This is a genomic window from Paraburkholderia sp. 2C (assembly GCF_054589215.1).
In genome coordinates this window covers 358,138-382,971 of record NZ_BAAILL010000050.1, presented here as the reverse complement: position 1 = coordinate 382,971, position 24,834 = coordinate 358,138, and the positions used below count along the sequence as shown (strand labels likewise).

Sequence of the window (24,834 nt, the reverse complement as noted above, 5' to 3'; positions counted from 1 at the left end):
GTCGTGTTGGCCGCCTGATCCAGATACTTCTGGCTAACATCGGCGTCGGCTGAGCGCGATCAGGCATGTCAGGCCGGGAGAGACGTTGACGATACAGCTTGGCGCAGTTATCAGTTTCAGCGGGCGCTGTCCAGCCTATTCGAGCCTTTGCAAGACGCGCGCGCGTTCGTGAACGGGCGTCGTACGCGCGAGCATGAAGCCGCTTTGGTCGCACTGTCGTACTACGACTGAATCGAAGGACGGCGCCGGGCGCGCTGCGGCCATGAGCGGTCGGAGTCTCAGGGAACGCGGGTCGTCCCCTTCGTCCTTGAACCAGTTTGCGAGCGTCCGCCCGACGAGCCTATGGCGGGGAGCACAAGGTATCAGCGCGTTGTTTGTACTCAGATCTCGATTTGCTTCAGGTAGTGACGGTAGCCGCGATCATCGTGGGTATGGGAAAATCCGGCGGTTTCGTATAGAAGACGTGCTGGGTTGTCCGGCCTCACGCCAAGCGTGAAACGTCGAAAGCCCTTAGATTGGCCATCCGAGACGTAGACCGCAAGTAGGTGGCGCCCGAGGCCCCGGCCGCGTTCGTCAGGCAACACGTAAATGGACGCGAGGACGGCGTCGGCCTCATGTATCTCCCAGAAGCAGTACCCGGTGAAGGTTCCGTCGCGTTCCGCGATGAACATACGCGTCAGATCGCGGGTCCACTGCCGGAGATGAAATCGCATGCCGCTGAGCCAGTCGGCTTCCTGTTGCGGCTCGATCTGGCGAATGTAATCGAGCTCTCCGTCATAGATGGAAGGGAGGTCGGTAGCAACAGCACGTCGAATGGTGACAGCCGGTTTCATTGATAAAGGCGACGAGATGAGCGAGGACTGTGAAGTATAGGACCCCACGTGCACGCGAGTTGCAACACTCGCAGTGAGAGGCGAAGCTGTTGGCCGCTGATACAGGTTTATGACATGTGGCTGATCGCTTCTTATCGATTTGTTGCGAGTGACCGCTTCGCGGAAACGCGCGTGTCCGATGTGGATCGACTTGCGCCCGACATGGCGGGCAGTACACGGCCCTCCGCCGGCGTTCAGGCGCGTCCCCGGACAGACATATTCGTCGGGCGCGACGCACGGACCCCACGACGGCCGCGACAACCGACTGCGCTATAGTCCGCTCGCAAGCTGCGGCTCTTGCCGGTTTCGCCGGTAGCTCAATTCGACATCGCGCAACGCGCGGGCGTCCGCCAATGCGTTATGCGGCAAGGTTGACATCGCCCCGAGCCTGCGCCGGATTTCCATGGTTAGCGGCGGCGTTGTGACACGCCGTCCCTGGCCAATGATCAGGGCATCACAGAAATGGGCCAGGTCTTCGGGCCAATCGGCGATCAAGTGGACCGCATCGTACCGTTGCAGAAATGCCGACAGACGATGCGACAACTGCATCCGGTCGATCGGATCTTTGTCGATGATGGGCATCACGTGCTGCGCAACCCAGGGTCCAGGATTGTCGCAGCCAATTGACTCGTAGAATTCCGCTCCGTCCTCCGCAACAAGGGCCATCGAAATCAATGGGCCTTGAAATCCGTTGAACTCGGTGTCGATCCAGATGCGGGTCGGTTCGGGGTTGGCATTCCGTCTGCTCGCCTCAATTCGCATTGCGTATCTCCGGTGTGCTGGGCGTACGTCAAGATTCGCGCACGTGAAGGAGAACTGCGCCATACCGTGGTGTCGCAGTTAACAGTTCCCAGTTTCATACGGAAAAATGAGGAGAATATGAGCGCGGTCGGGCCTTCAATGGGCGAGCCCGCGCCGGCTAGCACGGTCACTCGCGAGTCCAGCCAGGCGGGGGTTAGTCCGACGAATTCCGCTTCCTGACGGTACGCCGCTCGTATACGTGGCTTACGTACGCGGCACGCCATCCTCGACGAGCACCGCCACCGGCATCGACGTCAGCGCATCGCGCAAATACAGCAACCCGTTGTCTTCCACCTTCGGCGCGGCCGGGCTGACCCAATCGAACATCGCGCGGCCGAACAGTTCTTCCGGCATCCGCACCGCGGTGTCTTCCCAGCGTGCCGGGTCGACGAGCGGGACATCGCCTCGCGCGCGATCGCCATCCTTCGCGCTGGCATGGTCTTCAACAAGCAACGGCACCGCGAGCCGCGTCGCGATCACCACCGCCCACGCATTCCCTTGCCGTCGCGCAAATGCGATCGCGCGCTCCGCATGCGCACCTTCCACCGCAAGCGGCAGATACGCGCCCTGACTCAGCAACTCAGGCAGATGCGTCCGCAGCGCAAGCATCCGCTGCACGATCGCGAGCTTTACCCGGCCATCGTGCCAATCGGCAAGAAACGCCGAAGGCGGCTGCTCCGCGAGCATCGCAGCGCGTTTCTCGAAGTCGACGGGCCGCCGGTTATCGGGGTCGACAAGGCTGAAGTCCCACAGCTCGGTGCCTTGATAGAGGTCCGGCACGCCGGGCGACGCCAGCCGCAGGATGGTCTGCTGCAAGCTATTGATCACACCGGCACGGCTGATCCGTGCGACGAACGCAGACAGTTCGCGCAAAAAGCCATCGCGCCGCTGCGGCGCGAGAATGTCGAACAGAAACGCGCGGCTCGCATTTTCAAATGCTTCGTCGGGCGCAAACCAGTTCGTGCGCAGCTTCGCCTCGCGCAGCCCCTTGAGCATCCACTGTGCAACGCGCTCGGCGAGCGCCGCGACGCCGGCCTCGTCGTCGGCGCCGAGCTCGGGTGGCCAGCAGCCGACGAGCGTCTGATACATCATCGCTTCGGCTGCGGGGCCGGGTGCCCAGTCATCGGTCGGCGCATCGACGGTTGCGTCGCCGGCGGGCGCGCGCCGCAGCGGCGTATTCAAGGTCGACCAGGCGCGCAGCGTCGCGCTCCATTCGTCCGCGATTTCGCTCAGCACCGCGAGCCGCGCGCGCACGTCCTCGCCGCGCTTGTGATCGTGCGTCGCCGTCACGAGCATCGCGTGCGGATAGCGCCGCGCGCGCTCGAGATTGCTCGCATGAAACTGATCGACCGAGATCGCGAATTCGCCCGGATCGGCGCCGACCTCGTTGCGCGAGATCAGACGGCCATACCGGTAACACGCAGTGTCCTCGATGGCCTTCGCCGCCACGGGCGCAGTCAGTTGCGAAAACAGTGTCTGCACGGTCCGCCGCGCGGCGGCCGCATGATTGAACGCACCGGCCGCCGCTTCGCGAGCGCCCGCGGGTTCGTCGATACCGCTGCCAAGCCACATATCGACGCGCTCGAGCACCGTGCGATCGGCGCGCGACAATAGGTGCCGCGCGGCATCGAGCGCCTTGTCGAAATACACGTTGTCGGCCGCGCTGCGCAAGCCATTCTGCGGATAGATCCGATACACGGGGAAATGCGCAGCCAGCTCGCCGGTCACCCGCCGGATCGACGTGTACGTGAAATCGCGCGTCGTGAGGCTGTCGCGCGCAATACGATGCAACGCACGCGCGGCGCGATCGAGTTCCGCCGCGAGGTTCTCGGTCAGAATCTTGCGGCGCGCGATCAGCGCTTCGTCGGCAAATACCGCGCTGCGCCCGCTGATTTCAGCCCACGTCGCCGCAAGCGGCTGCGCGCCGCGCGGATCGTGCAGCAACGCGCCGACGTCGTTCATAAAGTCGTAGCCCGTCGTGCCGTCCACCGGCCAGTCGTCGCGCAACGGCTCGCCGCGCGCGAGAATCTTCTCGACCACGATATACGGCGCGCCCTCGCGCAACTCCGAGAGCCGCTGCCGCAAGCGCTGGCAATATTCGCGCGGCTCGGCGAGCCCGTCGATATGATCGATCCGCACCCCGTCGACCACGCCTTCCGCATAGAGACGAAACACCAGCGCGTGCACCGCCTCGAACACTTCGGGCCGCTCGACGCGCACCGCGGCGAGCGTGCTGATATCGAAGAAGCGCCGCCAGTTCACCTCGTCGGCCGCGGTGCGCCACCATGCCAGCCGGTAATGCTGGCGCTCGAGCAGCCGGTGCAGATGGTCGCGTGTCAGCGGATCTTCGGGCGCATACGCCTGAAGGACGAACTCGATCGCCGTCGTGCCGTTCTGCTTGGCGAAATCGCGCAGTGCATCGCACGCCTGTGCCGCGCGCGGCTGATCCGCAGGCTGCGTCGTAAGGCCGCGAAACTGTTCGGCCATCGCGTTCAGATCGGCGCGATCGGCCGCTTGCAGCAGCGCCGCATAGTCGATCGGGCACACGGGGAAAACATGGTCGCCATACTCGATGTCGAAGCGCCCCGTATCGGCCGCGAAGCGCAGCTTGATGCGGCCCGCCGCGAGCTCTTCGCCATAAGGCGCGCCGAGGCAAGGCAGCAGCACCTTGCCGCGCAGCGCGGGATCCGGCGAATGCCAGTCCACATCGAAGTGCCGCGCGTACGCGCTATGCCGGCCCCATTCGAGAATGTCGCGCCACCAGCCGTTTTGCGCGCCCGATCCCGCGACGCCCATATGATTCGGCACGATGTCGATAATCAAGCCCATGCCGCGCTCGTGAAGCTTGTCGGCGAGCCTTTTCAACGCCGTTTCGCCGCCGCATTCGGTGCTGACCCGCGTGTAGTCGACCGTGTCGTAACCGTGCATCGAACCCGGCGCCGCGGTCGTCACCGGCGACGCGTACAGATGGCTGATGCCGAGCGCGGCGAAATATTCGATATGCGCGAGTGCATGATCGAAAGTAAAGCCCTGATGAAACTGGAGCCGGAGCGTGGAGCGCGGGACGGTCATGGCGTGTTCGGCAATGAGGAAGCGGAGGAACCCGAAGCAGTGGACGAGCCGCTTGCATCCGGCGTGCCCGGCGTGCCGGTTCCGGCAGACACATTTGCCGCCGCCGCGCGCGCCTGATCGACCGCGCGCAGGCGGTCGCAGAATGTCGTATCCGCAAACAGGGCGTCGACCGGCTGCTTCACGCGGCGTCGCCAGTTCGGATGCTCGTCGATCGAACCGGGCAGGTTCGGCTGCTCTTCGAGCCCAAGCAGATCTTCGAGCGGATAGGTGGCGAGCGGCGACGGCGTCGCGGCAACAAACGCGAGCGCTTCGTCGACCGGTGCCTGTTGCACCGGCGGCGGCCCGACATCGCGCGCGGCGACGCCCGCTTGCTGAAAGGCGCGCCACAGCGCGGCGCGGTCCGTCGCGCGTTCGGCCTGCGCCGCTTCGACCGGATCGCGGCCGTCGCTGCGCGGCATGGTCTGGCCGATGCGGTTGCGCCACATGATGTCTTCGCCGCGCCACCAGCCGGTGACAGTCGGCAGATCGTGTGTGGTAGTCGTCGCGGCCGCGTTGCGATCCCACTCGGACGGCGGCAGAAAGCCGTCGTCCTCGGGCGTGCGCTCGAACCACAGCACACGAATGCCGGAGAGCCCATGATCGGCAAGCCGCTCGCGAAATCCGGGCGGCACCGTGCCGAGATCCTCGCCGATCACGATCGCGCGATGCCGCCACGATTCGAGCGCGATCAGGCGCAGCATGTCGTCGAGCGGATAGCGCAGATACGCGCCGTTTTTCGCGCGCTCGCCTTCGGGCACGAGCCAAAGACGCCGCAAGCCGAGAATATGGTCGATGCGCACGCCGCCGGCGTGCGCGAACACCGTGCGCAGCATGTCGATAAACGCTGAAAAGCCCTGCGTACGCATCGCGCGCGGCGAGAACGTCGTGAGTCCCCACGACTGGCCCGCCTGATTGAACAGATCGGGCGGCGCGCCGACCGACACGCCATGCAGCATGTCGTCGCGATACGACCACGCATGACTGCCCGCGCTATCGCAACCCACGGCGAGATCGGCGATCAGTCCGACCGCCATGCCCGCATCGCGCGCCGCATGCTGCGCATGCGAGAGCCCCTTCGCCGCGAGCCATTGCAGAAACAGGTGAAACTCGACTTCATGCCGATGCGCGTCGGCGAACGCCTCGACTTCAGGGCTGCGCGGATCGCGCAACGGCTCCGCCCATTTGCGCCAGTAGCCTTCGCCGTCCGGCTGCGCGAGTTGATATGCGTGCAGCGCTTCGAAGCGCGCGTGATCTTCGAGCGCGCGTCCGCCGCGCGTACAGAAGCCGTGGAATTCGAGCGCGCGCGGCAAGTCCTGCGCGCGATCGTGCGCACAGAATTGCTCGAACAGGATGCGCAGCACCTTGAGCTTGAGCGGCACGGCAGCCGGCCAGTCGATCAGCGGCAGCGTTTCGAGTTGTTGCCATGCGTTGCCGGCTTGCGCCGTTTCGATCGCATGACGCGCGGCTTCTGCGCCGAATACAGCCGCGGGATCGATATGCGCGGCGTTCAGCCACAAGCGCGACGACGGCGCATACGGGCTGAAACGCTGCGGCAACGCGCTGAACATCGCATGCGTCGGGCTCACGGCAAGCGCATGCGCACCGCGCTTCGCGCTTTCGATCGCGAGCGTCGCGAGGGCCGTATAGTTGCCGATGCCGCCATCGCCGACGCGGCGCAGCCCATAAATCTGCGCGGCGATGCCCCACAGCGGCGGCACCGGCTTTTTGTCCGCGTCGCCGGCATGCAGCGTGCGCCATGCATCGTCGACCGTATAGCAGCGCGCGGGCGCGACGGCGAGCGTCATCCGGTGATCGTTGATCACGAGCGTGTGGTAACCGGCTTCGTCGATTGGCGCGAGCAGCGCGGCTTCGCCTTTCGGCGCGGTGAAGCGGCCATCGATCAGCGCACCGCTTTCGAGTTCGATCCGGTAGCGGCTGCCCGACTTGACCGAAGCGGCGGACAGCGCAATGCCGCGTCCGCATTCGGCGGTCATCAGCGGCGGCAGCTTGCGGCCCGACAGTTCGGCGTCGAGCGCGGCGCTGCTCTGGCGAATCTGGGTGGCGTTGCCGCATTGCAGGCCCATTCTTTCGAGCAGTGCGACGAGGGTCGTGTCCGGCACGCGCCGCATGGTCTGATGCGCGTCTTGCCATTCGATTTCGAAACCGGCGCGCGTCGCAAGGCTCGCAATCGATTCGCTGGGGCGGCGGGCAGCTTTCACGCGCATCACTCCTGATGTGCGCGGTGTCGCGCATCGTGTCCGGTTGCGTATTCGCAGACGTCGCCGGTGAGCCACGCGACGAACGACTGCGCAGGCAATTCGCCGTCATCGATGCGATCGCGCGCACGCGGCGGCGTTTCGAAGATCACCTTGCCCGGCGGGCGCTCGGCCGCAGGCAAAGGCACCGCCTGTTCCGCGAGGTTCAGCACGATCGACAGCGTTTCCCCGTCGGCGAGGGTCCAGCGCGCGGCAAGCGCCTTCGCTTCGCGGCCGTCCCGCGCCTTGAGCACGGTTGCGCCGAGCGGCTTCGCATGCTTCAGGCGCGGCATGATCAGTTTCGCGCGCACGGCAAGCGCCGATTTGTAGAAGTGCATCCATTCGAGCCGCTCCGGCGATGCATCGTCGTGACCACGCGGCGACGACTTCACGAGCGTGTGCGGATCGTTCGGATCGGGAATCTGCGCGCGGCGCTTTTCGTCCTTGAACGCGGAGAAACGCGCGAATTCGCGGCGGCGGCCTTCACGTACCGCATCGGCGAGGTCGCCCGTATAGTCGGTGAAGAACAGGAACGGCTGCTCGGAGCCGTACTCCTCATCCATGAAAAGCAGCGGAATCTGCGGCGACAGCAACACGAGGCCGATCGCGGCGCGCAATGCATCGTCGGAGCACAGCGAGCGCAGCCGTTCGCCCATCGCGCGGTTGCCGATCTGATCGTGGTTCTGCAAAAACATCACGAACGAAGTGGGCGACAGGTGGCCGCTCGGTTCGCCGCGCGGCTCGTCGTCGTGTATCGGCGAGGGGTCGCCCTGGTACGCGAAACCGCTCGACAGCACGCGCGCAAGCTGGCGAATCGGCTCTTTGGCATACGCGTGGTAATAGCCTTCGGTTTCGCCGGTCAGCAGCACGTGCAGCGCGTTGTGCGCGTCGTCGTTCCATTGCGCGGTGAAATGCGTGTCGAGCAGGTTCGCGGTGTTGCGCTCGTTTTCGAGAATCAGATGCACGTGCCGCCCATGCTGCACTTTTGCGCGGATATGGTCCGCCACCTCGCGCAGCCACTCGTCGTTGCGAATCGCGTGGACCGCGTCGAAACGCAGCCCGTCGAAGCGGAATTCGTTGAGCCAGTAGAGCGTGTTGTCGCAAAAGAACTCGCGCACTTCCATGCGTTCGAAATCGATCGCCGGACCCCACGGCGTATGCGTGTTCTCGCGGAAAAACGGCTTCGCATACTGATGCAGATAATTGCCGTCCGGCCCGAAGTGGTTGTAGACGACGTCGAGTATCACCATGAGCCCGAGCCCATGCGCGGCATCGATCAGCGCTTTGAGATCGTCGGGGCGGCCGTAGGCCGAATCGGGTGCGAACGGTAGCACGCCGTCGTAGCCCCAGTTGCGCGTGCCGGGGAAGTCGTTGAGCGGCATCAGCTCGATGGCGGTCACACCGAGTTCGACGAGCGACGGCAGCCGCTTCATCACGCCTTCGTAGCCGCCGAGCGCGCCCACATGCAATTCGTAGAGCACCGTTTCTTCCCACGGCCTGCCGTGCCAGTGCGTGTGCTGCCACTGATACGCGCGCGGGTCGATGACTTCGCTCGGGCCATGCACGTCTTGCGGCTGAAAGCGCGATGCGGGGTCCGGTACCGTGAGCTTGCCGTCGAGACGGTAGCGGTACAGCGTGCCGGGGCCGCATCCGGTTTCGAGGTCGAACCAGCCGTTGCCCGACTCGTTCATTTCGTGCGCACCTTCGCACGAGGCGCCGTTTTCGATCAGCAGTTCGACTTTTTTGCACGACGGCGCCCAGAAGCGGAAGCGCGTGCGCGGCTTCGCGCCGCGCGCGCCGAGCACCTGCGCGCCGAACGGCAGGCAGTGCGCGTGTTCATGCGCGTGGGGATCAATTGCTCTGTCATGCATGATCGTCACCTTTCGTCATACGGCGGTTTCCGCCGCGGCTGCGTGGCTTCCCCGATCGTCGCGCGATGCGGCAAACGACCGGTTCGGCCGCGTCCGCGGTTCGTTTGCGTCGTCCGCGGTTTTTTCCGCAGTGTCGTCCGCAGTTGCCACACGCAGTTGCCGCACGTAGTTGCCGCATCACGCGCCGGGCTCGGGCGGCCGCGCCGTCAGAAGACGCGAGCCGTGCTGCTCGCCGGCTATCCATCCGGCCTGCCAGTCCGCATCGCCGGCCGGCCGCGCCGCGAGCACCACGAGCGCATGCGCGGCCACGTCGAGATCGGGCGCCGCGAGCGGGTGCGGCGGCGCATCGGGGTCTGCCGAATCGATTAGCACGTGCCATTCCAGATGCGGCGGCGGAGGCGTGAAGCGCAATGCGTCGCCCGACGCGTTCAACATCATCAACAATACTTCCGTTTCGCCGCCGAGTCCCGGACCGGCGCGCCGCAGGGTGAACGCGCGGCCTTCGGGGTCCTGCCATGCCTCGATCGACAGCGGCTCGCCGCGCTCGTCGAACCAGCCGACGTCGTAGAGCCCCGGCAACACCTCGCGATCGCCGACCAGAAAGCGCGTCTCGCGCAGCAGCGGATGGCGTTTGCGCAAGGCGATCATCCGTGTGACGAACGCGGTCATCCGTTTACCTGCGGGCGTCCCGGCGAGATCCCAATCGATCCACGAGATCTCGTTGTCCTGACAGTACGCGTTGTTGTTGCCGCGTTGCGTGCGGCACGCTTCGTCGCCGGCGAGCAGCATCGGCGTGCCGAGCGCGATAAACAATGTACCGATCATCGAACGCGCGACGCGCCCGCGTGTTTCTTCGATTGCGGTGGCCGTGGCGGCGGCTTCGGCCGACACCTGTTCGGCGACTGCGACCTGCTGTCCGTCGTTCGGAGGTTCGACGCCTGCTTCGAGAGTCGTTGCGTCGCCGCCCGCTTCACTAGCGGCTTCACTGCCCGCATCACTGCCCTCATGGCTGCCCTCGTGGCCGCCTGCGTCGCCACCCCCTTCACCGCCTTCCGTCAATGCGCTAACCGGCCCCTCGACGCCCCAGTTCGAACTGTAGTTTTCGTTATGCCCGTCGTTGTTGTTCTCGCCGTTGATTTCGTTGTGCTTGCGTTCGTACGAAACGATATCCGCGAGCGTGAAACCGTCATGCGACGCGACGAAATTGATCGACGCGGTCGGCTTGCGAAAGCGCCGGTTGAACAGATCGGCCGAGCCGGTCAGGCGTGCGGCGAGGTCGGGGCGCAGGCCCGCATCGCCGCGCCAGAAGCGCCGCACGCAATCGCGGAAGCGGTCGTTCCATTCGGCGAAGCCGGGCGGATGGCCGCCGAGCTGATAGCCGCCCGGCCCGATATCCCACGGCTCGGAGATCAGTTTGCGTTGCGACAGCACCGGATCCTGGCGAATCGCATCGAAGAAGCCCGAGCCCGGATCGAAGCCCGCCGCCTCGCGGCCGAGCGTCACGCCGAGATCGAAACGGAAGCCGTCGATATTGAATGCCGTCGACCAGTAGCGCAGCGAATCCATCACCATCTGCAGCACGCGCGGATGCGTGACGTTCACCGTATTGCCGCAGCCCGTGTCGTTGATGTGATGGCGCTCGTCGCCCGGTATGAGACGGTAGTAGCTCGCGTTGTCGAGGCCGCGCCACGACACGGTCGGGCCCGTCTCGTTGCCTTCGCACGTGTGGTTGTAGACGACGTCGAGAATCACCTCGATCCCCGCCGCATGCAATTGCCGCACCGCGATGCGCATTTCGTCGAGCCGGTGTGAAGTCAGATAGGAAGGCTCAGGCGCAAAAAATGCCGCCGTGTTGTAGCCCCAGTAGTTGCGCAACCCGCGCTCGACGAGAAACCGGTCATTGAGGAACGCGTGCACAGGCAGCAGTTCGACAGCCGTCACGCCGAGCTTCAGCAGGTGATCGATAAACTCCGGCGAAGCCAGCGCCGAAAACGTGCCGCGCTCGGGCGGGCGCAGATCGCCGCGCAGCATCGACGCGCCGCGCACATGCGTTTCGTAGATCACCGTGTCGCCCCACGGCACGTTCGGCCGCCGGTCGTGCGACCAGTCGAACGCCTCGTCGACGACCACGCATTTCGGCATCGCGGGCGCCGAGTCGCGCCGGTCGATCGACAGGTCGAGCCGGTTCGAATGCATGCGGTAGCTAAAGAGCGCGTCGGACCAGCGGAACTGTCCGAGCAGCTTGCGCGCATACGGATCGAGCAGCAGCTTGTGCGGATTGAAGCGATGGCCGTGCTGCGGCTGATACGGCCCGTGCGCGCGAAAGCCGTACACGGTGCCCGGATGCGCGTGCGGCAGATAGCCGTGCCAGACCTCGTCGGTGCATTCGGGCAGCGCATAGCGTCTGATTTCCTTGCGGCCGCCCGGTTCGAACAGGCACAACTCGATGCTGTGCGCGTTAGCGGAAAAGACCGCGAAATTCACTCCCAATCCGTCCCAGCTCGACCCCAGCGGATAGGGCGAGCCCGGCAACAGCCGGTCGGGCAGTACATGCGACATGGTTCCCGTTCCTTGTTTCGGCTTCTGCGTGTTCGGGGCTCACGGCAACGCAACTGCAACGCAACCGCGACGAAACCTCCACGCGCCTGCAACGCAACCGCAGCACAACTGCCACGCGACCTCCACGCATCGCAACCGCAGCGCGACTCCGCCGGTCAATCCGCGCGCAGCACGATCGTCGCAAGCGGCGGCAGCACCAGCGATGCCGATTGCGGGCGGCCGTGGCTCGGCACATCCTCGGTATAAATGAGACCGCCGTTGCCGAGATTCGATCCGCCGTAAATAGCCGCGTCCGTGTTCAGAATCTCGCTCCATCGCCCGTGGCGCGACATCCCGACGCGGTAGCCCTGGCGCGGCACCGGCGTCAGATTGCAGACCACGACGATCTCGCGCCCGCTGCCGTCCATGCGCCGGTACGCGTACACGCTGTTTGCCGCGTCGTCGCCGATGATCCATTCGAAGCCGCCCGGATCGCTGTCCAACTGGTACAGCGCGGGCTCCGTGCGATACATGCGGTTCAGATCGCGCACCAGCTTTTGCGCGCCGTGATGCATCTCGTCGTCGAGCAGATGCCAATGCGGCGAGCCGTCGTGATCGAATTCGGCGAACTGGCCGAACTCGCCGCCCATAAACATCAGCTTCTTGCCGGGATGCGTCCACATGAAGCCGAAGTACGCACGCAGGTTCGCGAAGCGCTGCCAGCGGTCGCCGGGCATCTTGCCGATCAGCGAGCCCTTGCCATGCACGACTTCGTCGTGCGAGAGCGGCAGCACGAAGCGCTCCGAATACGCGTACACCATGCCGAACGTCATGTTGTGGTGATGCCAGCGGCGATGCACGGGGTCTTCGTGCATGTAGTGCAGCGTGTCGTGCATCCAGCCCATATTCCATTTGAACTGGAAGCCGAGGCCGCCGCTGTCGACGGGCGCGGTCACACCGGGCCATGCCGTCGATTCCTCGGCGATGGTAATCGCGCCATGGATGCCCGGCATGTGCTGCACCTCGTGGTTGAGCCGTTTCAGAAACGCGATCGACTCGAGATTCTCGCGGCCGCCGTAGATATTCGGCACCCACTCGCCGGCCGCGCGCGAATAGTCGCGGTACAGCATCGACGCGACCGCATCCACGCGCAGCCCGTCGACGTGATAGCGCATGAGCCACGCAAGCGCCGAGGCCACCAGGAACGCGCTGACCTCATTGCGGCCGAGGTTGTAGATCATCGTGTTCCAGTCCTGGTGATAGCCTTCGCGTGGGTCCGAATGCTCGTACAGCGGCGTGCCGTCGAACTGCACGAGGCCATGCGAGTCGTTCGGAAAGTGCGCGGGCACCCAGTCCAGAATCACGCCGAGGCCGGCTTCGTGCGCGCGGTTGACGAAGCCCGCGAACTGCTCGGGCTTGCCGAAGCGCGCCGATGGCGCGAACTGCGCGAGCGGCTGATAACCCCACGAACCGCCGAACGGATGCTCGGCGATCGGCATGAACTCGATATGCGTGAAGCCCATTTCCTTCGCGTACGGAATGAGCCGGTCCGCGAGCTCGGACCAGTCGAGGCCGCGATGGCCTTCTTCGGCGATGCGCAGCCACGACTCCGCATGGACTTCGTAGATCGAAACCGGTGCACGCGGCGTTTGCTGGTTGCCGCGCGATTCCATCCATTCGCGATCGCTCCACGCGAACTGCTCGATCTCGTCGACGTGCGCGACGATCGACGCGGTCGCGGGCGGCTTTTCGGTCTGCATCGCGCACGGATCGGCCTTGAGCGGCAGCGGGTGGCCGTCGCGCGTGAGCATCTCGTACTTGTAGCGCGTGCCCGCGCCGATCTGCGGCACGAACAGTTCCCAGACGCCGGCCTGGTGGCGCAGCCGCATCGGATGGCGCCGGCCGTCCCACGCATTGAAGTCGCCGACAATGGAAACCCGGCGCGCGTTCGGCGCCCATACCGCGAAGCGCACGCCTGGCACGCCGTCGAATACGATCGGCCGCGAACCGAGGCATTCGAGCACGGCATACGGGTCGCCCCAGGCGAGGCGCTGCAGCGGCTCGTCGCCGAGCACCGGCCCGAACGCATACGTATCTTCGATTTCCTGCACCGGACCGTGCCAGTCGATGCGCAGCCGGTACGGCACCGCTTCGCTGACGGGGCCCGCGAACAGCCCGCCCGCATGGACCGGTTGGAGTTCGCCGAGCGCACGGCCATCGTCGCGTGCGATGACGCTGACGCGCGCGGCGTTCGGCAGCATCGCGCGCACCACGGGTCCGACCTCGGTCTGATGCATGCCGAGCTGCGAGAACGGATCGGGGTGGCGCGCATCGACGAGCGCGTTCAGATCGAGCGGGTTCAACCCCGCCATGGCACGCTCGGCGGCGTGATGCACATTGCTTTGCTCACTCATAGTCGCCCTCTGCGGCGTCGTTCGGCGGCGCGCTGCCGCCCGGTGAATGCTGGATCGGGCCGCCGGGCGGCGTGCCCGTGTCGCCGAGCAGGCGGCTCGTAAGCGCGGCGAGCCCGCGCACCGGCAAGCCGAGCCACGACGGCCGGTTTGCCGCTTCATAGCGGATTTCGTACGCGGCCTTTTCGATCAGGAACAGGTCGAGCAGCGCCTGCTCGTCGGCGGGCGCGACGATCGGCTGTGGCGATGCCTGCAGCGCCGTGCGGTATTCGGCGAGGAACGCCTCGGCCGCATGCGTGCGGAAGCGATCGAACAGCGCGCGCTTGCGATCGGCGGTCGGCTGCGGCGCGGCTTCGGTCGTCGATTGCGCCGCGGCGCTTGCGTACGACAGCGAGCGCAACAGTCCCGCGACATCGCGCAACGGGCTCGACTTTGCGCGGCGTTCTTCGAGGCTGCGCGCGGGCTCGCCCTCGAAGTCGATCAGGAAGGCGTCGCCTTGCGCGACGAGCACCTGGCCCAGGTGGAAGTCGCCGTGAATGCGCGTGCGCAACGCGCTCGCATCGGCATTGACGAGATTCTCGACCGCCTCGACCAGCATCTCGCGCCGGTCGAGCACGCTGCGTGCGAGCAGCGTCGAGTCTTCGGACAGATGATCGGTGCTCTTTTCGAGCACATCGAGCGCGGCCGCCAGCATCGCCTGCGTGCCGTCGATCCACGCGCGCACCTGTTCGGCCGTGGCGGGCTCGGGCGCGAAGGCCGGATCGTCGGACGGCGTCGCGAGCACGACATGCAGTTCGCCGAGCCGTTTGCCGATCATGCCGATAAACATCGAGTAGCCTTCGAACGCCTCTTCCTCGTTGATGCGGTCCTGCGTCGGCTCGCCGTCGATCGTCAGCGCGAGTTCGTCGATCGTGCGCCGCAAATAATCGAGCGCCCAGTTCCACGCATCGCCCTGGTTGTCGACGAAGCCCTGCAGGATGGACAGCGTATGCGGAATGCCTGCCGGATCGACGCGCACGACTTCGCCGAACAGCGGCGCGGTATTCGCATAGCCGCGCTGCGTCAGATAGCGCGTCATTTCCGCTTCCGGATGCACGCCGTTCATCAGGCGCCGCACGAGCTTCAGCACGATCGTGTCGGCGATCACGAGCGAGCTGTTGCTTTGCTCGGCCGCGAGCCAGCGAATTTCCGGCGCGTCGCCGAGTTCGAGTTCATCGAAGCGCTCGGTCGGGATAAAGCGGATTTCGCTCTTCTGCACGGTCGGCACCGCGGCGCGTTCGCGCAGCTTTTTAAGCGTGCCGTACGCGAATTGCGGCAACGCGAAGGCGTCGGTCAAGTGCCCGATATTGCGCGCGCGCCGCACCCGTGCGAGCGCGAGCTGCATGAAAAGCGGCGTCGTCGTATCGGTGCCCCAGGTAATCGCGAGCGGCAGCACATAGCGCTCGGTATGCTCGTTGCCGGCGGCGCCGACGTCGGCTTCGATTTCGGTGAACGCAAAGCCGGCTTCGGGAATCGTGGTGAGCGCGGCGAGGCGCACCGCGTTCAGCTTCTGATCCTTCGATGCGAACCAGCGCCGCCGCACGAGCCACGACGGCAATACTTCCGATTCGAGCAGCCGCACGTTTTCGGGCGTCGGGCCCAGTTGACCTTCGCGGATCACGATCGTGACGAAATCGGGCAGCGCTTCGGAGGGCGCCTGGCTCCAGGTCGGCCGCTGGTTGCTCGAACACAGCAGGAACCACAGGAAGCCGTACGGCGGAAACGTCAGCAGATAGCTGAGCTGGCCGATCGCGGGAAATACCGAATCGGACGTCATCTCGACCGGCACCGTGCCGGCAAATTCGGACAGATCGAGTTCGACCGCCTGCGGCGCGCGCGACAGATTCGCGACGCAGAGAATCGCCGGTTCACCGGGTATCTCGCGCAGATACGCGAGAATCTTGCGATTGCTCGGTTTCAGGAAGCGGATCGAGCCGCGCCCGAAGGCGTGCTTCGAGCGGCGCGTCGCGAGCATGCGGCGCGTCCAGTTCAGAAGCGAATGCGGATCGCGGCTTTGCGCCTCGACGTTGACCGCATCGAAGCCGTACAGCGAACCCATCACGGGCGGCAGCACGAGTTGCTCGGGATCCGCGCGCGAGAAACCGCCGTTGCGGTCCGACGACCATTGCATCGGCGTGCGCACGCCGTCGCGGTCGCCCAGGTGAATGTTGTCGCCCATGCCGAGCTCGTCGCCGTAATAGATGACGGGCGTACCCGGCATCGACAGCAGCAGCGAATTGATCAGCTCGATGCGGCGCCGGTCGCGCTCCATCAGCGGCGCGAGACGCCGGCGTATGCCGAGATTGAGCCGCGCGCGGCGATCGGTCGCGTAGGTGTTCCACAGATAGTCGCGCTCGGAATCGGTGACCATCTCGAGCGTCAGTTCATCGTGGTTGCGCAGGAAGATCGCCCACTGGCAACTGTCGGCGAGATCCGGCGTCTGCTTCATGATGTCGGTGATCGGAAAGCGGTCTTCGCTCGCGATCGCCATATAGATGCGCGGCATCAGCGGGAAGTGGAACGCCATATGGCATTCGTCTTCGTTGCCGAAGTATTCCTGCACGTCTTCCGGCCACTGGTTCGCTTCGGCGAGCAGCATCCGGTTCGGATACTCGGCATCGATCGTCGCGCGGATCTTCTTCAGAATGGTGTGCGTTTCGGGCAGGTTCTCGTTGTTCGTGCCTTCGCGTTCAACGAGGTACGGCACCGCGTCGAGCCGCAGCCCGTCGATGCCCATATCGAGCCAGAAGCGCATCACCTGCAGCACTTCGCGCAGCACCGCGGGGTTATCGAAGTTCAGGTCCGGCTGGTGCGAATAGAAGCGATGCCAGTAGTACGCGCCCGCTACCGGATCGTGCGTCCAGTTCGACGGTTCGGTGTCGATAAAGATGATGCGCGTGCCCGTGTACTTCTGGTCGGTATCGGACCACACGTAGTAGTTGCGATGGTTCGAGCCGGGTTTCGCGCGCCGCGCGCGCTGGAACCACGGGTGCTGATCCGACGTGTGGTTGATCACCAGTTCGGTGATCACGCGGATGCCGCGCGCGTGTGCTTCCTGGATAAAGCGTTTCACATCGCCGAGCGTGCCGTAGTCCGGATGCACGTTGCGATAGTCGGCGATGTCGTAGCCGTCGTCGCGGCGCGGCGACGGATAGAACGGCAGCAGCCAGATCGCATCGACGCCGAGTTCCGCGATGTAGTCGAGCTTCGCGAGCAGGCCCGGGAAATCGCCGATGCCGTCGTTGTTCGCATCGAAGAAAGACTTGATGTGAACCTGATAGATGATCGCGTCCTTGTACCAGAGCGGATCGTCGGACAGCGTCGACGTCTTGCGGCGCCGCGCGGTCCGCTGCTCCTTGACCGGCTCTTCGACGGTCGGATCGGCGATCGTTGCCTGTAATGCGTTATCAGAAGGATCGTCACGCTTCATGTCGCACACCTTCATTCCGAGAATGGGTCGGCGAAGCCGCTGCCGGTGGAGGCCTGTTCTGCTGCTTGTTCCGCTTCCGGTATCGCCTCGCGCGGCAGGCCGCCCGCGGGTTCGATGCGCCAGATCGCGAAGGGCCGGGTGTTCGGGTCGAGCCGCGCGTGCTGCCAGCGGCCGTGCCACTGGAAGCGCTCGCCGTTCATCTGATCGACCACGTCGATCGTGGCGTGGTCGTGCAAATGCCAGCGGTTGAACGTCGCCCACGAGAGTTCGATATCCGCGCCCTGTTCGTTGAACGGATCGAGATTGATCGCGACGACAATCACGTTGTCGCGCGCGTCGGTCGCCTTCTCGAAGAACAGCACGTGGTCGTTGTGCGCGGGCAGGAACGTGACACCAAGATGCGTATGCAAGGCCGGATTCGCGCGGCGAATCCGGTTCAGCGCGCTGATCTCGCCGACGATATGGCCAGGCCGGTTCCAGTCCCATGCGCGCAGCTGATACTTTTCCGAATCGAGATATTCCTCGCTATTCGGCAATGCCGCGGCTTCGCACAGCTCGAAGCCGCTATAGACGCCCCACAGTCCCGACAGCGTCGCCGCAAGGGCCGCGCGGATCACGAAGCCCGCCCGCCCCGACCATTGCAGGTGGCGCGGATTGATGTCCGGCGTGTTCACGAAGAAATTCGGGCGGAAATATTCGCGCAGGTTCGTTTGCGTGAGCTCGGTCAGATACTCGGTAAAGTCGCGCTTCGACTCGCGCCACGTGAAGTACGTGTACGACTGCGAGAAGCCGATCTTCGCGAGACGCGCCATCACACGCGGCCGCGTGAATGCTTCGGAGAGGAAAATCACGTCGGGGTGCCGCGCGCGCACGTCGGCGATCATCCATTCCCAGAACGGCAGCGGCTTCGTATGCGGATTGTCGACGCGGAAGATGCGCACGCCCGCGTCGATCCAGAACAGGATCACGTCGCGCAGCGCGATCCACAGGTCGGGCTTCGCGTCGCGCGCGTAGAAGTCCGGGTTCACGATGTCCTGGTACTTCTTCGGCGGATTCTCCGCGTAACGCAGCGTGCCGTCGGGCCGCCACGCGAACCACGTCGGGTGCTCCCTGAGCCACGGGTGATCGGGCGAGCATTGAATCGCGAAGTCGAGCGCGATTTCGAGGCCGTGTTCATGCGCGGCCGCGAGCATGCGGCGGAAGTCGTCGAGCGTGCCGAGCTGCGGATGCACGGCCGTATGGCCGCCGGTTTCGGCGCCGATCGCATACGGGCTGCCGACGTCATCGGGGCCGGCCGTCAGCGTGTTGTTGCGGCCTTTGCGGTTCGCCATGCCGATCGGATGGATCGGCGGGAAGTACAGCACGTCGAAACCCATGTCGCGAATGCGCGGCAGTTTGCCGATCACGTCGTCGAAGGTGCCGTGGCGATGTTCGTCGTCGCTCATCGAGCGGGGAAAGATTTCGTACCAGCTCGCGAACCGCGCGGCGGCCCGCTCGGCATCGATCTTGTAAACCATGCCGTCGCGCGATAATCCCGGCCGGTGGCGCGCGGCCGCGACGGCTTGCGCGGTCGAGGGCGCGAGCACCATGCGCAGCCGCTCCGAGGTATCGGCTTTTGTGAATTCCTTGACGAGCTGCTTGAGTGGCTTCGGGTCCGCGACGCTTTCGTCGGCGCTTTTATCCGATTTAGCCGCGTTCTTGCCTTCGGTTTCGTTGGCCGTTTCGCTTTCGGCCAGCGCCAGCGCGAACAGATGCCTGGCTTCCTCGATCTCGAGTTCGACCGGCTGGTTCGCGTTGAGCTTCTTCTGCATATGGTCGACGAGCGACGCGAAGTCGTCGCGCCACGCGATCACGGTGAACTCGTGGCGGCCGACGCGTTCGAGCGCAATACGCGCCTCCCACAAGTCGTTGCCGGCCGGCTGCACGGGCGTCATCGGTACTTCGTGCCATGCGGTTTCGTCGGCGGCGCGCCAGATCACCGCGGCCGCGATCTTGTCGTGCCCCTCGGCGAAGATCGCGGCCGTGATCGGCACGCGTTCGCCGACCACGCGCTTGGCCGGAAAGCGCCCGTAGTCGACCGACGGCGACACGCTTTCGATCGCGACGCGCGGCGCCGCGATCGCGTCGAGCACGGTCTTGCGCGCGGAGGTCTTGCTCGTGCGCTTGTCGATCGGCGGCGCGAGCTGGATCGGCTTGTCCGGCACGACGCCGACCAGCGTGAAGCCCGCCGGCGCGATGGTGAACGGTTTGAGCGGCACGGGTGCTTTTTCGGCGCGAGCGCTGCCGCGCTCGCCGGTCGCCGCGAGCGGCACGAAGCGTGTGAAGCCGCCGGGCACGCCGTCGAGAAAGCGCGCCGGGTCGGCGCGCACCGGCACGCTCAGTTCGGGGTTGAACGCGGCCAGCACCGCTTCTTTCGCGTCGCGCAGGTCGGGCGCGTCGCCGCGCAACAGCACGGCGAGCGGCGCATTCGGCGCGCTCAGCATGCGCAGTGCGCCGGCCGTCTGCAGTGTCCACGTGTCGCGCTGCAAGGCGTTGGCGCGCCTCACGGCTGCACTCAAGTCGAAGCGCCGCGCGCGGCATTGTTCGGCGAACGCGTTTGCATCGCCACGCAGATACGACATCGGTTCAGCGACGCCGTACTCGAAACCCATCGGCATCATCCAGCCGGTGCCGATCGCCGTTGCCGCGGCGAGGCCGCGCCGGTACGTGCGTTCGACGATGGTCGCGTCGTGCGTATCGGCGACGTCGTGAATCAGCCGATCACCGTACGGCGCCTCCGGAAACGCGATCGGCGCGCCGACGCTTTGCAGCGCTTCGTGCTCGTCGACCATCCACGGCGCGCGGAAATCCCACCAGCGCGACGACGAAAACACGCTATCGAAGCCCGCGCCCTGGAGGCTGAGCAGATCGGCGCGCGTCAGCCCCGGCGTGGCGGCGAGAAATCGCACCGCCGGATGCGGCTCGCGCACGGCTGCGCGCAGGCGCTGCCACGCGGCGTTCGGCACGCGATGCGGCGAATCGAAGCGAAAGCCGCCGACACCCGCCTGCGCGAGCGTGCGCAGCAGTTCGGCCCACCAGTCGACCAGCTGCGCGGCCGCTTCGCCGTGAAAATTCGCATAAGCGACATTGTCCTCGTGCCGCGCGTGGCGTGGATCGAGCCGCGCTTCATCAGGCTCGAACGGATGAAACCAGTCGCGATGCGTGTTAAACAGCGCGCCGTCGGCCGCGACGCGGTCGATCACGAGGTCGACGAGCAGCGTGAGACCGAGCTGACGTGCCACGCCCGCAAGACGCGAAAGCGCGTCCGCAGTGGGCTCGGCGGTGCCGAATACAGGGTGCAACTGTGCATGATCGCTGACGATCTGCGTGTGCCCGGCTGCGCCCGGTTTAAACAGCGCGCCGATCAGGACATGGTCGAAGCCGAGCGAGGCCGCGTGCTCGAATTGAGCGGGCCACGCATCGAGCGGGCCGGCAAGCAGGGAGTGAATAAAGTAGATCCGCGGCGCATAGGCATGGGGGGCTTCCATCGATCGTTTCCAGATTCGTCCTGCCGCGGCGTGGATGCACCGAGTGTGCGATCACGGCCGCTCATTGGGCTGTCAGAGCCGGATGCCGCGCGCTGCTCGTGCGACGGCGCCTGTGTCTGGCATGGCGTTGTAGTGTCTGTTTCCGCTACTCGGTCCTTTGTCACGAGGTCTCACCCCCGGGCCACATCGGGGTGTTCGGGTCTTGTCCGACTGACCGCTCCGTCCACTCGTCACAATTTAGTGCATCGGGCGCGAGGCCGCCTCACCGATTCGCAACGCCGCTTGCAGCGGAGCACGGCGTGGCATGTCCGCGGCGAAGCCGGATCGTTCGCGCACCCGGTCGAGGCATTCGGATCGTATGAAACCGTATGACAAAGGCAGGTCAGTGGGAGCAAGCGTTATGCCAATCGGGCGGCGCGGCCGGTGGCAGGATCTTGCAGGGCGTGCGGTGGGGCGCCGCGGCAAGCTCGGCGCGGCGCGGCGTGCCTGCCCGCTGAGCGGCGGCGCAACGCGCCGCCGGGCGACGACAGCCGCGCGGGCGCGTGCCGCATGTAAATCGGGAGAACGGGCGGCTGACCTTACATGGCCGTGGTTCGATCGACCGCGGTCGGCGCCGGCAAGCGATACGAGGATCAGGCGATCGGGCGAAGCCGTGGGATCACGAGCCGAGCAGCCCCGCCGCCATGTTGATGCACAGACCGAGCACCGCGACGTTGAAGTAGAACGAGAGTATCGATTGCGCGAGCGTCGCGCGGCGAATCGGCCGCGACCTCAGTACGACGTCGGATGTCTGCGACGCGACGGCGATCGTGAACGAGTAGTACAGAAAGTCCCAATAGTTCGGGTCGAGCTTGTGATCAGGAAACAGCAAGGCGGTTTCTTTCGTCGTCCCGCTGAAGTAAAGACGCGCGTAGTGCAGCGTGAAGATGGTCGGAATCAGGAACCACGCGCCGATCAGCGTGAGCGCGGTGAGCACGTAGTGCGATAGGCCCGGCGCCACGTTCTGGCCGCCGCTGCCTTTCGCGGTGGCGAGCTCGAGCACGATCGCCGCGATGCTCGCGACCGTCGCGATGCACACGATAAACAGCACCATGCCCGCGTTTTCGTCTTCGCGTACCGCGAGTTCACGCACTTCGTCGTGATCGGCGCGGGCCATATGAAACCAGATCAGCGCGAGGTACAGCCATACGGCCGCATCCCAGCCGATCAACGCGCGCGCGGTCGGCTGCACGGCCGGCGGCAACAGCAGCAGCGCGATCAGCACGCCGGCCACCGCGCCGATCACCATGCGCGGACGGTTACGGAGGACTTGCGGGTAGAGATTCATCATAGGCTTCGCTCGAACGGCGGGTTGTTGTGCGGTTGTTGTGAATTGCGGCGAACTGCAATGCATGCGGCCCGATTGTCGAACGGCCGCGCGGACGTTATATTTCCCGGCACAGTTTTACGCAATCCGCTTGCGGGAGGCTTTCAGATGAAGCTGTCTTGTAACGGTCGCGGCGATACGACGGCAAAAGGCCGCAAAAGACCGCTTCGAGCGGCATTGAAGACCACGCTTTGCGTGTATTGGGGCAGACGGCCCGTCCGCGCGTGCGGCACTGGATCAACTTGATTCGATCGTGCGCAGCGCGGCGCGGGCCGGAATACGAACAGAATCTGGAGCCCCTATGACAGATGCAAACACCCGGCACGCACGCGTGCGGCCGCGGCGAGCCACACGCAAGACGCGCGCGGCTCGCGCGGCGCATTCCGAAAGCCGGCGCGCCTGGCTCGCCGGCGCGTGTGCGTCGGTTGCCGCGCTGGCCGCGGGCTCGACCGCCGGGTTCGCTGGAACGGCCGCCCCGGATGGCGCCGCAGTTAGCAACTCAGTTGGCACCTCACTTAGCACCTCAGTTGGCACCGCGGCTACCGCATCGGCTACCGCGCCCCGCATCACCCCCGTGCATGCGGACCCCGAGCCGCCATCGGGCGGCGGTCTCGACGCCTTCGTCGCGCTGTCGAAGAAGCTGACAGGGCGCAGCAGCTTCAACCCGGTGCTCGCGAAGCGCGCATACGACGCGTTGTCGAAAGCGGACAACCCGTTCATACAGAATGTCGCCACGCTCAACACGTGGCTGCACGCGCACGGCGGCGTGCCGTCCGATACAGTGATCGCGGCGCTGCAGATGGACTCGCCGGCGCTCGCGAAAACGGTGACGGCGATCGTGCGCGCCTGGTATCTGGGCCTTGTCGGCGAGACGCCGAACGTACAGGTCATCGCTTATGAAAGCGCGCTGATGTTCGACCCGGTCAACGACGTGCTGACTGTGCCGTCCTATTGTCGCGACGTGCCGCTCTACTGGTCGCAGAAACCGACGAATGCGTGAGTCCGCCGACATCGTGGTCGTCGGTTCGGGCATCGCGGGCAGTCTCGTCGCGCATCAGCTTGCGCTAGCCGGCGCATCGGTCCTGATGCTCGAGGCGGGGCCGCGCCTGCCGCGCTGGCAGATCGTCGAGAACTTCCGCAACTCGCCCGCGAAGGCCGACTACGCGTCGCCTTATCCGGCGACGCCGTATGCGCCGCATCCGCAGTACGCGCCGGCCAACGACTATCTCGTCCAGAAGGGTGAGTACCCGTACCACGCGCAGTATCTACGCGTGGTCGGCGGCACGACCTGGCATTGGGCCGCCGCCGCATGGCGCCTCTTGCCGCAGGACTTCCAGTTGAAGACGCGTTACGGCGTCGGGCGCGACTGGCCGTATCCGTACGAAGCGCTCGAGCCATGGTACGGCGCGGCCGAAGAGGCACTCGGCGTATCGGGTCCGGACGCGCCGGTCGATCTCGGCTCGCCGCGCTCGAAGCCGTACGCGATGCACGCGCTGCCGCTGTCGTATATGGACCAGCGTTTTTCCGACGTGCTCAATGCAAACGGCTTTCAGGTCGTGCCCGAACCCGTGGCGCGCAACAGCCGTCCGTACGACAGCCGGCCGACCTGCTGCGGCAACAACAACTGCATGCCGATCTGTCCGATCGGCGCGATGTACAACGGCATCGTGCATGTCGCGAAAGCGGAACAGGCGGGCGCGGTGCTGCGCGCGCAAGCGGTTGTGTACCGGATCGAAGCCGACAACACAGGGCTCGTCACCGCGGTGCACTACAAGGATCCACGCGGCAACAGCACGCGCGTCACCGGCAAGCTGTTCGTGCTCGCGGCAAACGGCATTGAAACGCCGAAGCTGATGCTGATGTCGACGTCCGGCACCTTTGCGCGTGGCATCGGCAACCGCTCGGATCAGGTCGGCCGCAATTTGATGGATCATCCGGGCACCGGCGTCAGTTTTCTCGCGAACGAATCGCTGTGGCCGGGGCGCGGACCGATGGAAATGACGTCGGTCGTGAACTTCCGCGATGGCGCGTTTCGCAGCGACTCTGCCGCGAAGAAGCTGCACGTGTCGAACGCCACGCCCACGCTCGCGATCGCCTCGGCGCTGCTGGCCGGCGGCCTGACCGGCGCGGAAATCGACCGGCAGATTCGCAACCGCGCGGCGCGGCTCGTGACGATCAACAGCTTCCACGAACCCTTGCCCGATCCGCAAAACCGGATCGTGCCGTCGGCGGAACACAAGGACGCGCTCGGCATCGCGCGCCCGGAAATCTACTACTCGATTGGCGACTACGTGAAGAAAAGCGCGACACATACGCAAGCGCAGTACGCCCGCATTGCCGAGCTTTTCGGCGATACCGAAGTCGCTTTCGACGACACCTTTGCACCGAACCACCACATCATGGGCACGACCATCATGGGCCGCAACGCTGCCGACTCCGTTGTCGATGCGGACTGTCGCGCGCACGATCATCCGAATCTGTTTGTCGCCGGCAGTTCCGTGATGCCGAGCGCCGGTTCCGTCAACTGCACGCTGACGGTGGCCGCGCTGGCGTTGAAGCTTGCCGACAAGCTCAAGCGCGAAATCTGAGCGCCCTCACACCGATACCGACGGG

Annotated in this window: 12 protein-coding genes; 2 read left to right on the top strand and 10 right to left on the bottom strand. The window is 65.4% G+C overall.

What is annotated here, in order from left to right; all coding sequences use genetic code 11:
* Window positions 1-380: 380 nt before the first annotated feature.
* The 10 genes from ACYPXD_RS28625 to ACYPXD_RS28580 all read right to left on the bottom strand — a co-directional run bounded on the left by ACYPXD_RS28625 (window position 381) and on the right by ACYPXD_RS28580 (window position 22,182).
* Window positions 381-833: an N-acetyltransferase family protein gene (locus ACYPXD_RS28625; protein WP_459719490.1), complete on the bottom strand. Its 453-nt coding sequence runs from the start codon at window positions 831-833 to the stop codon at window positions 381-383.
* A gap of 309 nt (window positions 834-1,142) precedes the next feature.
* Window positions 1,143-1,634 (bottom strand): hypothetical protein, encoded by a 492-nt coding sequence (locus ACYPXD_RS28620; protein ID WP_459719487.1) that lies wholly within the window; start codon window positions 1,632-1,634, stop codon window positions 1,143-1,145.
* 243 nt (window positions 1,635-1,877) lie between these two features.
* On the bottom strand, window positions 1,878-4,745 hold the full coding sequence (gene treY / locus ACYPXD_RS28615; RefSeq protein ID WP_459719484.1) for a malto-oligosyltrehalose synthase: 2,868 nt from the start codon (window positions 4,743-4,745) through the stop codon (window positions 1,878-1,880).
* Window positions 4,742-7,009 carry a 4-alpha-glucanotransferase gene (gene malQ / locus ACYPXD_RS28610; protein WP_459719481.1) on the bottom strand — a complete coding sequence of 756 codons (2,268 nt, stop codon included), beginning with the start codon at window positions 7,007-7,009 and terminating at the stop codon, window positions 4,742-4,744. The genes treY and malQ overlap by 4 nt, the downstream gene beginning before the upstream one ends.
* Window positions 7,009-8,910, bottom strand: coding sequence for a malto-oligosyltrehalose trehalohydrolase (gene treZ / locus ACYPXD_RS28605; RefSeq protein WP_459719477.1), 1,902 nt, complete (start codon window positions 8,908-8,910; stop codon window positions 7,009-7,011). The genes malQ and treZ overlap by 1 nt, the downstream gene beginning before the upstream one ends.
* A 177-nt stretch (window positions 8,911-9,087) precedes the next feature.
* Entirely contained in the window at window positions 9,088-11,469 is a 2,382-nt protein-coding gene (gene glgX / locus ACYPXD_RS28600) for a glycogen debranching protein GlgX (protein WP_459719474.1), read from the bottom strand.
* A gap of 155 nt (window positions 11,470-11,624) precedes the next feature.
* Window positions 11,625-13,862, bottom strand: a complete 2,238-nt coding sequence (gene glgB, locus ACYPXD_RS28595; protein WP_459719472.1) for a 1,4-alpha-glucan branching protein GlgB — start codon at window positions 13,860-13,862, stop codon at window positions 11,625-11,627.
* Window positions 13,855-17,328, bottom strand: coding sequence for a maltose alpha-D-glucosyltransferase (gene treS, locus ACYPXD_RS28590; protein WP_459719468.1), 3,474 nt, complete (start codon window positions 17,326-17,328; stop codon window positions 13,855-13,857). Before treS ends, glgB begins: the two co-directional genes overlap by 8 nt.
* Window positions 17,329-17,339: 11 nt before the next feature.
* Complete coding sequence (locus ACYPXD_RS28585) at window positions 17,340-20,855, bottom strand: maltotransferase domain-containing protein (protein WP_459719465.1); 3,516 nt, start codon at window positions 20,853-20,855, stop codon at window positions 17,340-17,342.
* A gap of 658 nt (window positions 20,856-21,513) precedes the next feature.
* The gene (locus tag ACYPXD_RS28580) at window positions 21,514-22,182 is read right to left on the bottom strand and encodes a DUF1345 domain-containing protein (RefSeq protein ID WP_459719708.1); all 669 of its coding nucleotides are present in this window, start codon (window positions 22,180-22,182) and stop codon (window positions 21,514-21,516) included.
* Between the two features lie 340 nt (window positions 22,183-22,522).
* Between ACYPXD_RS28580 and ACYPXD_RS28575 the strand changes: the two genes are divergently transcribed.
* Both ACYPXD_RS28575 and ACYPXD_RS28570 read left to right on the top strand, forming a co-directional pair.
* Complete coding sequence (locus tag ACYPXD_RS28575; RefSeq protein ID WP_459719463.1) at window positions 22,523-23,221, top strand: sugar dehydrogenase complex small subunit; 699 nt, start codon at window positions 22,523-22,525, stop codon at window positions 23,219-23,221.
* Window positions 23,214-24,809, top strand: a complete 1,596-nt coding sequence (locus ACYPXD_RS28570) for a GMC family oxidoreductase (protein ID WP_459719460.1) — start codon at window positions 23,214-23,216, stop codon at window positions 24,807-24,809. The genes ACYPXD_RS28575 and ACYPXD_RS28570 overlap by 8 nt, the downstream gene beginning before the upstream one ends.
* The last annotated feature ends 25 nt before the right edge of the window (window positions 24,810-24,834 follow it).

What these genes read in the sequence shown, in the direction of transcription:
- ACYPXD_RS28625 (WP_459719490.1), bottom strand. Translation starts at nt 833, where the DNA reads ATGAAACCGGCTGTCACCATTCGACGTGCTGTTGCTACCGACCTCCCT.
- ACYPXD_RS28620 (WP_459719487.1), bottom strand. Translation starts at nt 1,634, where the DNA reads ATGCGAATTGAGGCGAGCAGACGGAATGCCAACCCCGAACCGACCCGC.
- treY (WP_459719484.1), bottom strand. Translation starts at nt 4,745, where the DNA reads ATGACCGTCCCGCGCTCCACGCTCCGGCTCCAGTTTCATCAGGGCTTT.
- malQ (WP_459719481.1), bottom strand. Translation starts at nt 7,009, where the DNA reads ATGCGCGTGAAAGCTGCCCGCCGCCCCAGCGAATCGATTGCGAGCCTT.
- treZ (WP_459719477.1), bottom strand. Translation starts at nt 8,910, where the DNA reads ATGCATGACAGAGCAATTGATCCCCACGCGCATGAACACGCGCACTGC.
- glgX (WP_459719474.1), bottom strand. Translation starts at nt 11,469, where the DNA reads ATGTCGCATGTACTGCCCGACCGGCTGTTGCCGGGCTCGCCCTATCCG.
- glgB (WP_459719472.1), bottom strand. Translation starts at nt 13,862, where the DNA reads ATGAGTGAGCAAAGCAATGTGCATCACGCCGCCGAGCGTGCCATGGCG.
- treS (WP_459719468.1), bottom strand. Translation starts at nt 17,328, where the DNA reads ATGAAGCGTGACGATCCTTCTGATAACGCATTACAGGCAACGATCGCC.
- ACYPXD_RS28585 (WP_459719465.1), bottom strand. Translation starts at nt 20,855, where the DNA reads ATGGAAGCCCCCCATGCCTATGCGCCGCGGATCTACTTTATTCACTCC.
- ACYPXD_RS28580 (WP_459719708.1), bottom strand. Translation starts at nt 22,182, where the DNA reads ATGAATCTCTACCCGCAAGTCCTCCGTAACCGTCCGCGCATGGTGATC.
- ACYPXD_RS28575 (WP_459719463.1), top strand. Translation starts at nt 22,523, where the DNA reads ATGACAGATGCAAACACCCGGCACGCACGCGTGCGGCCGCGGCGAGCC.
- ACYPXD_RS28570 (WP_459719460.1), top strand. Translation starts at nt 23,214, where the DNA reads ATGCGTGAGTCCGCCGACATCGTGGTCGTCGGTTCGGGCATCGCGGGC.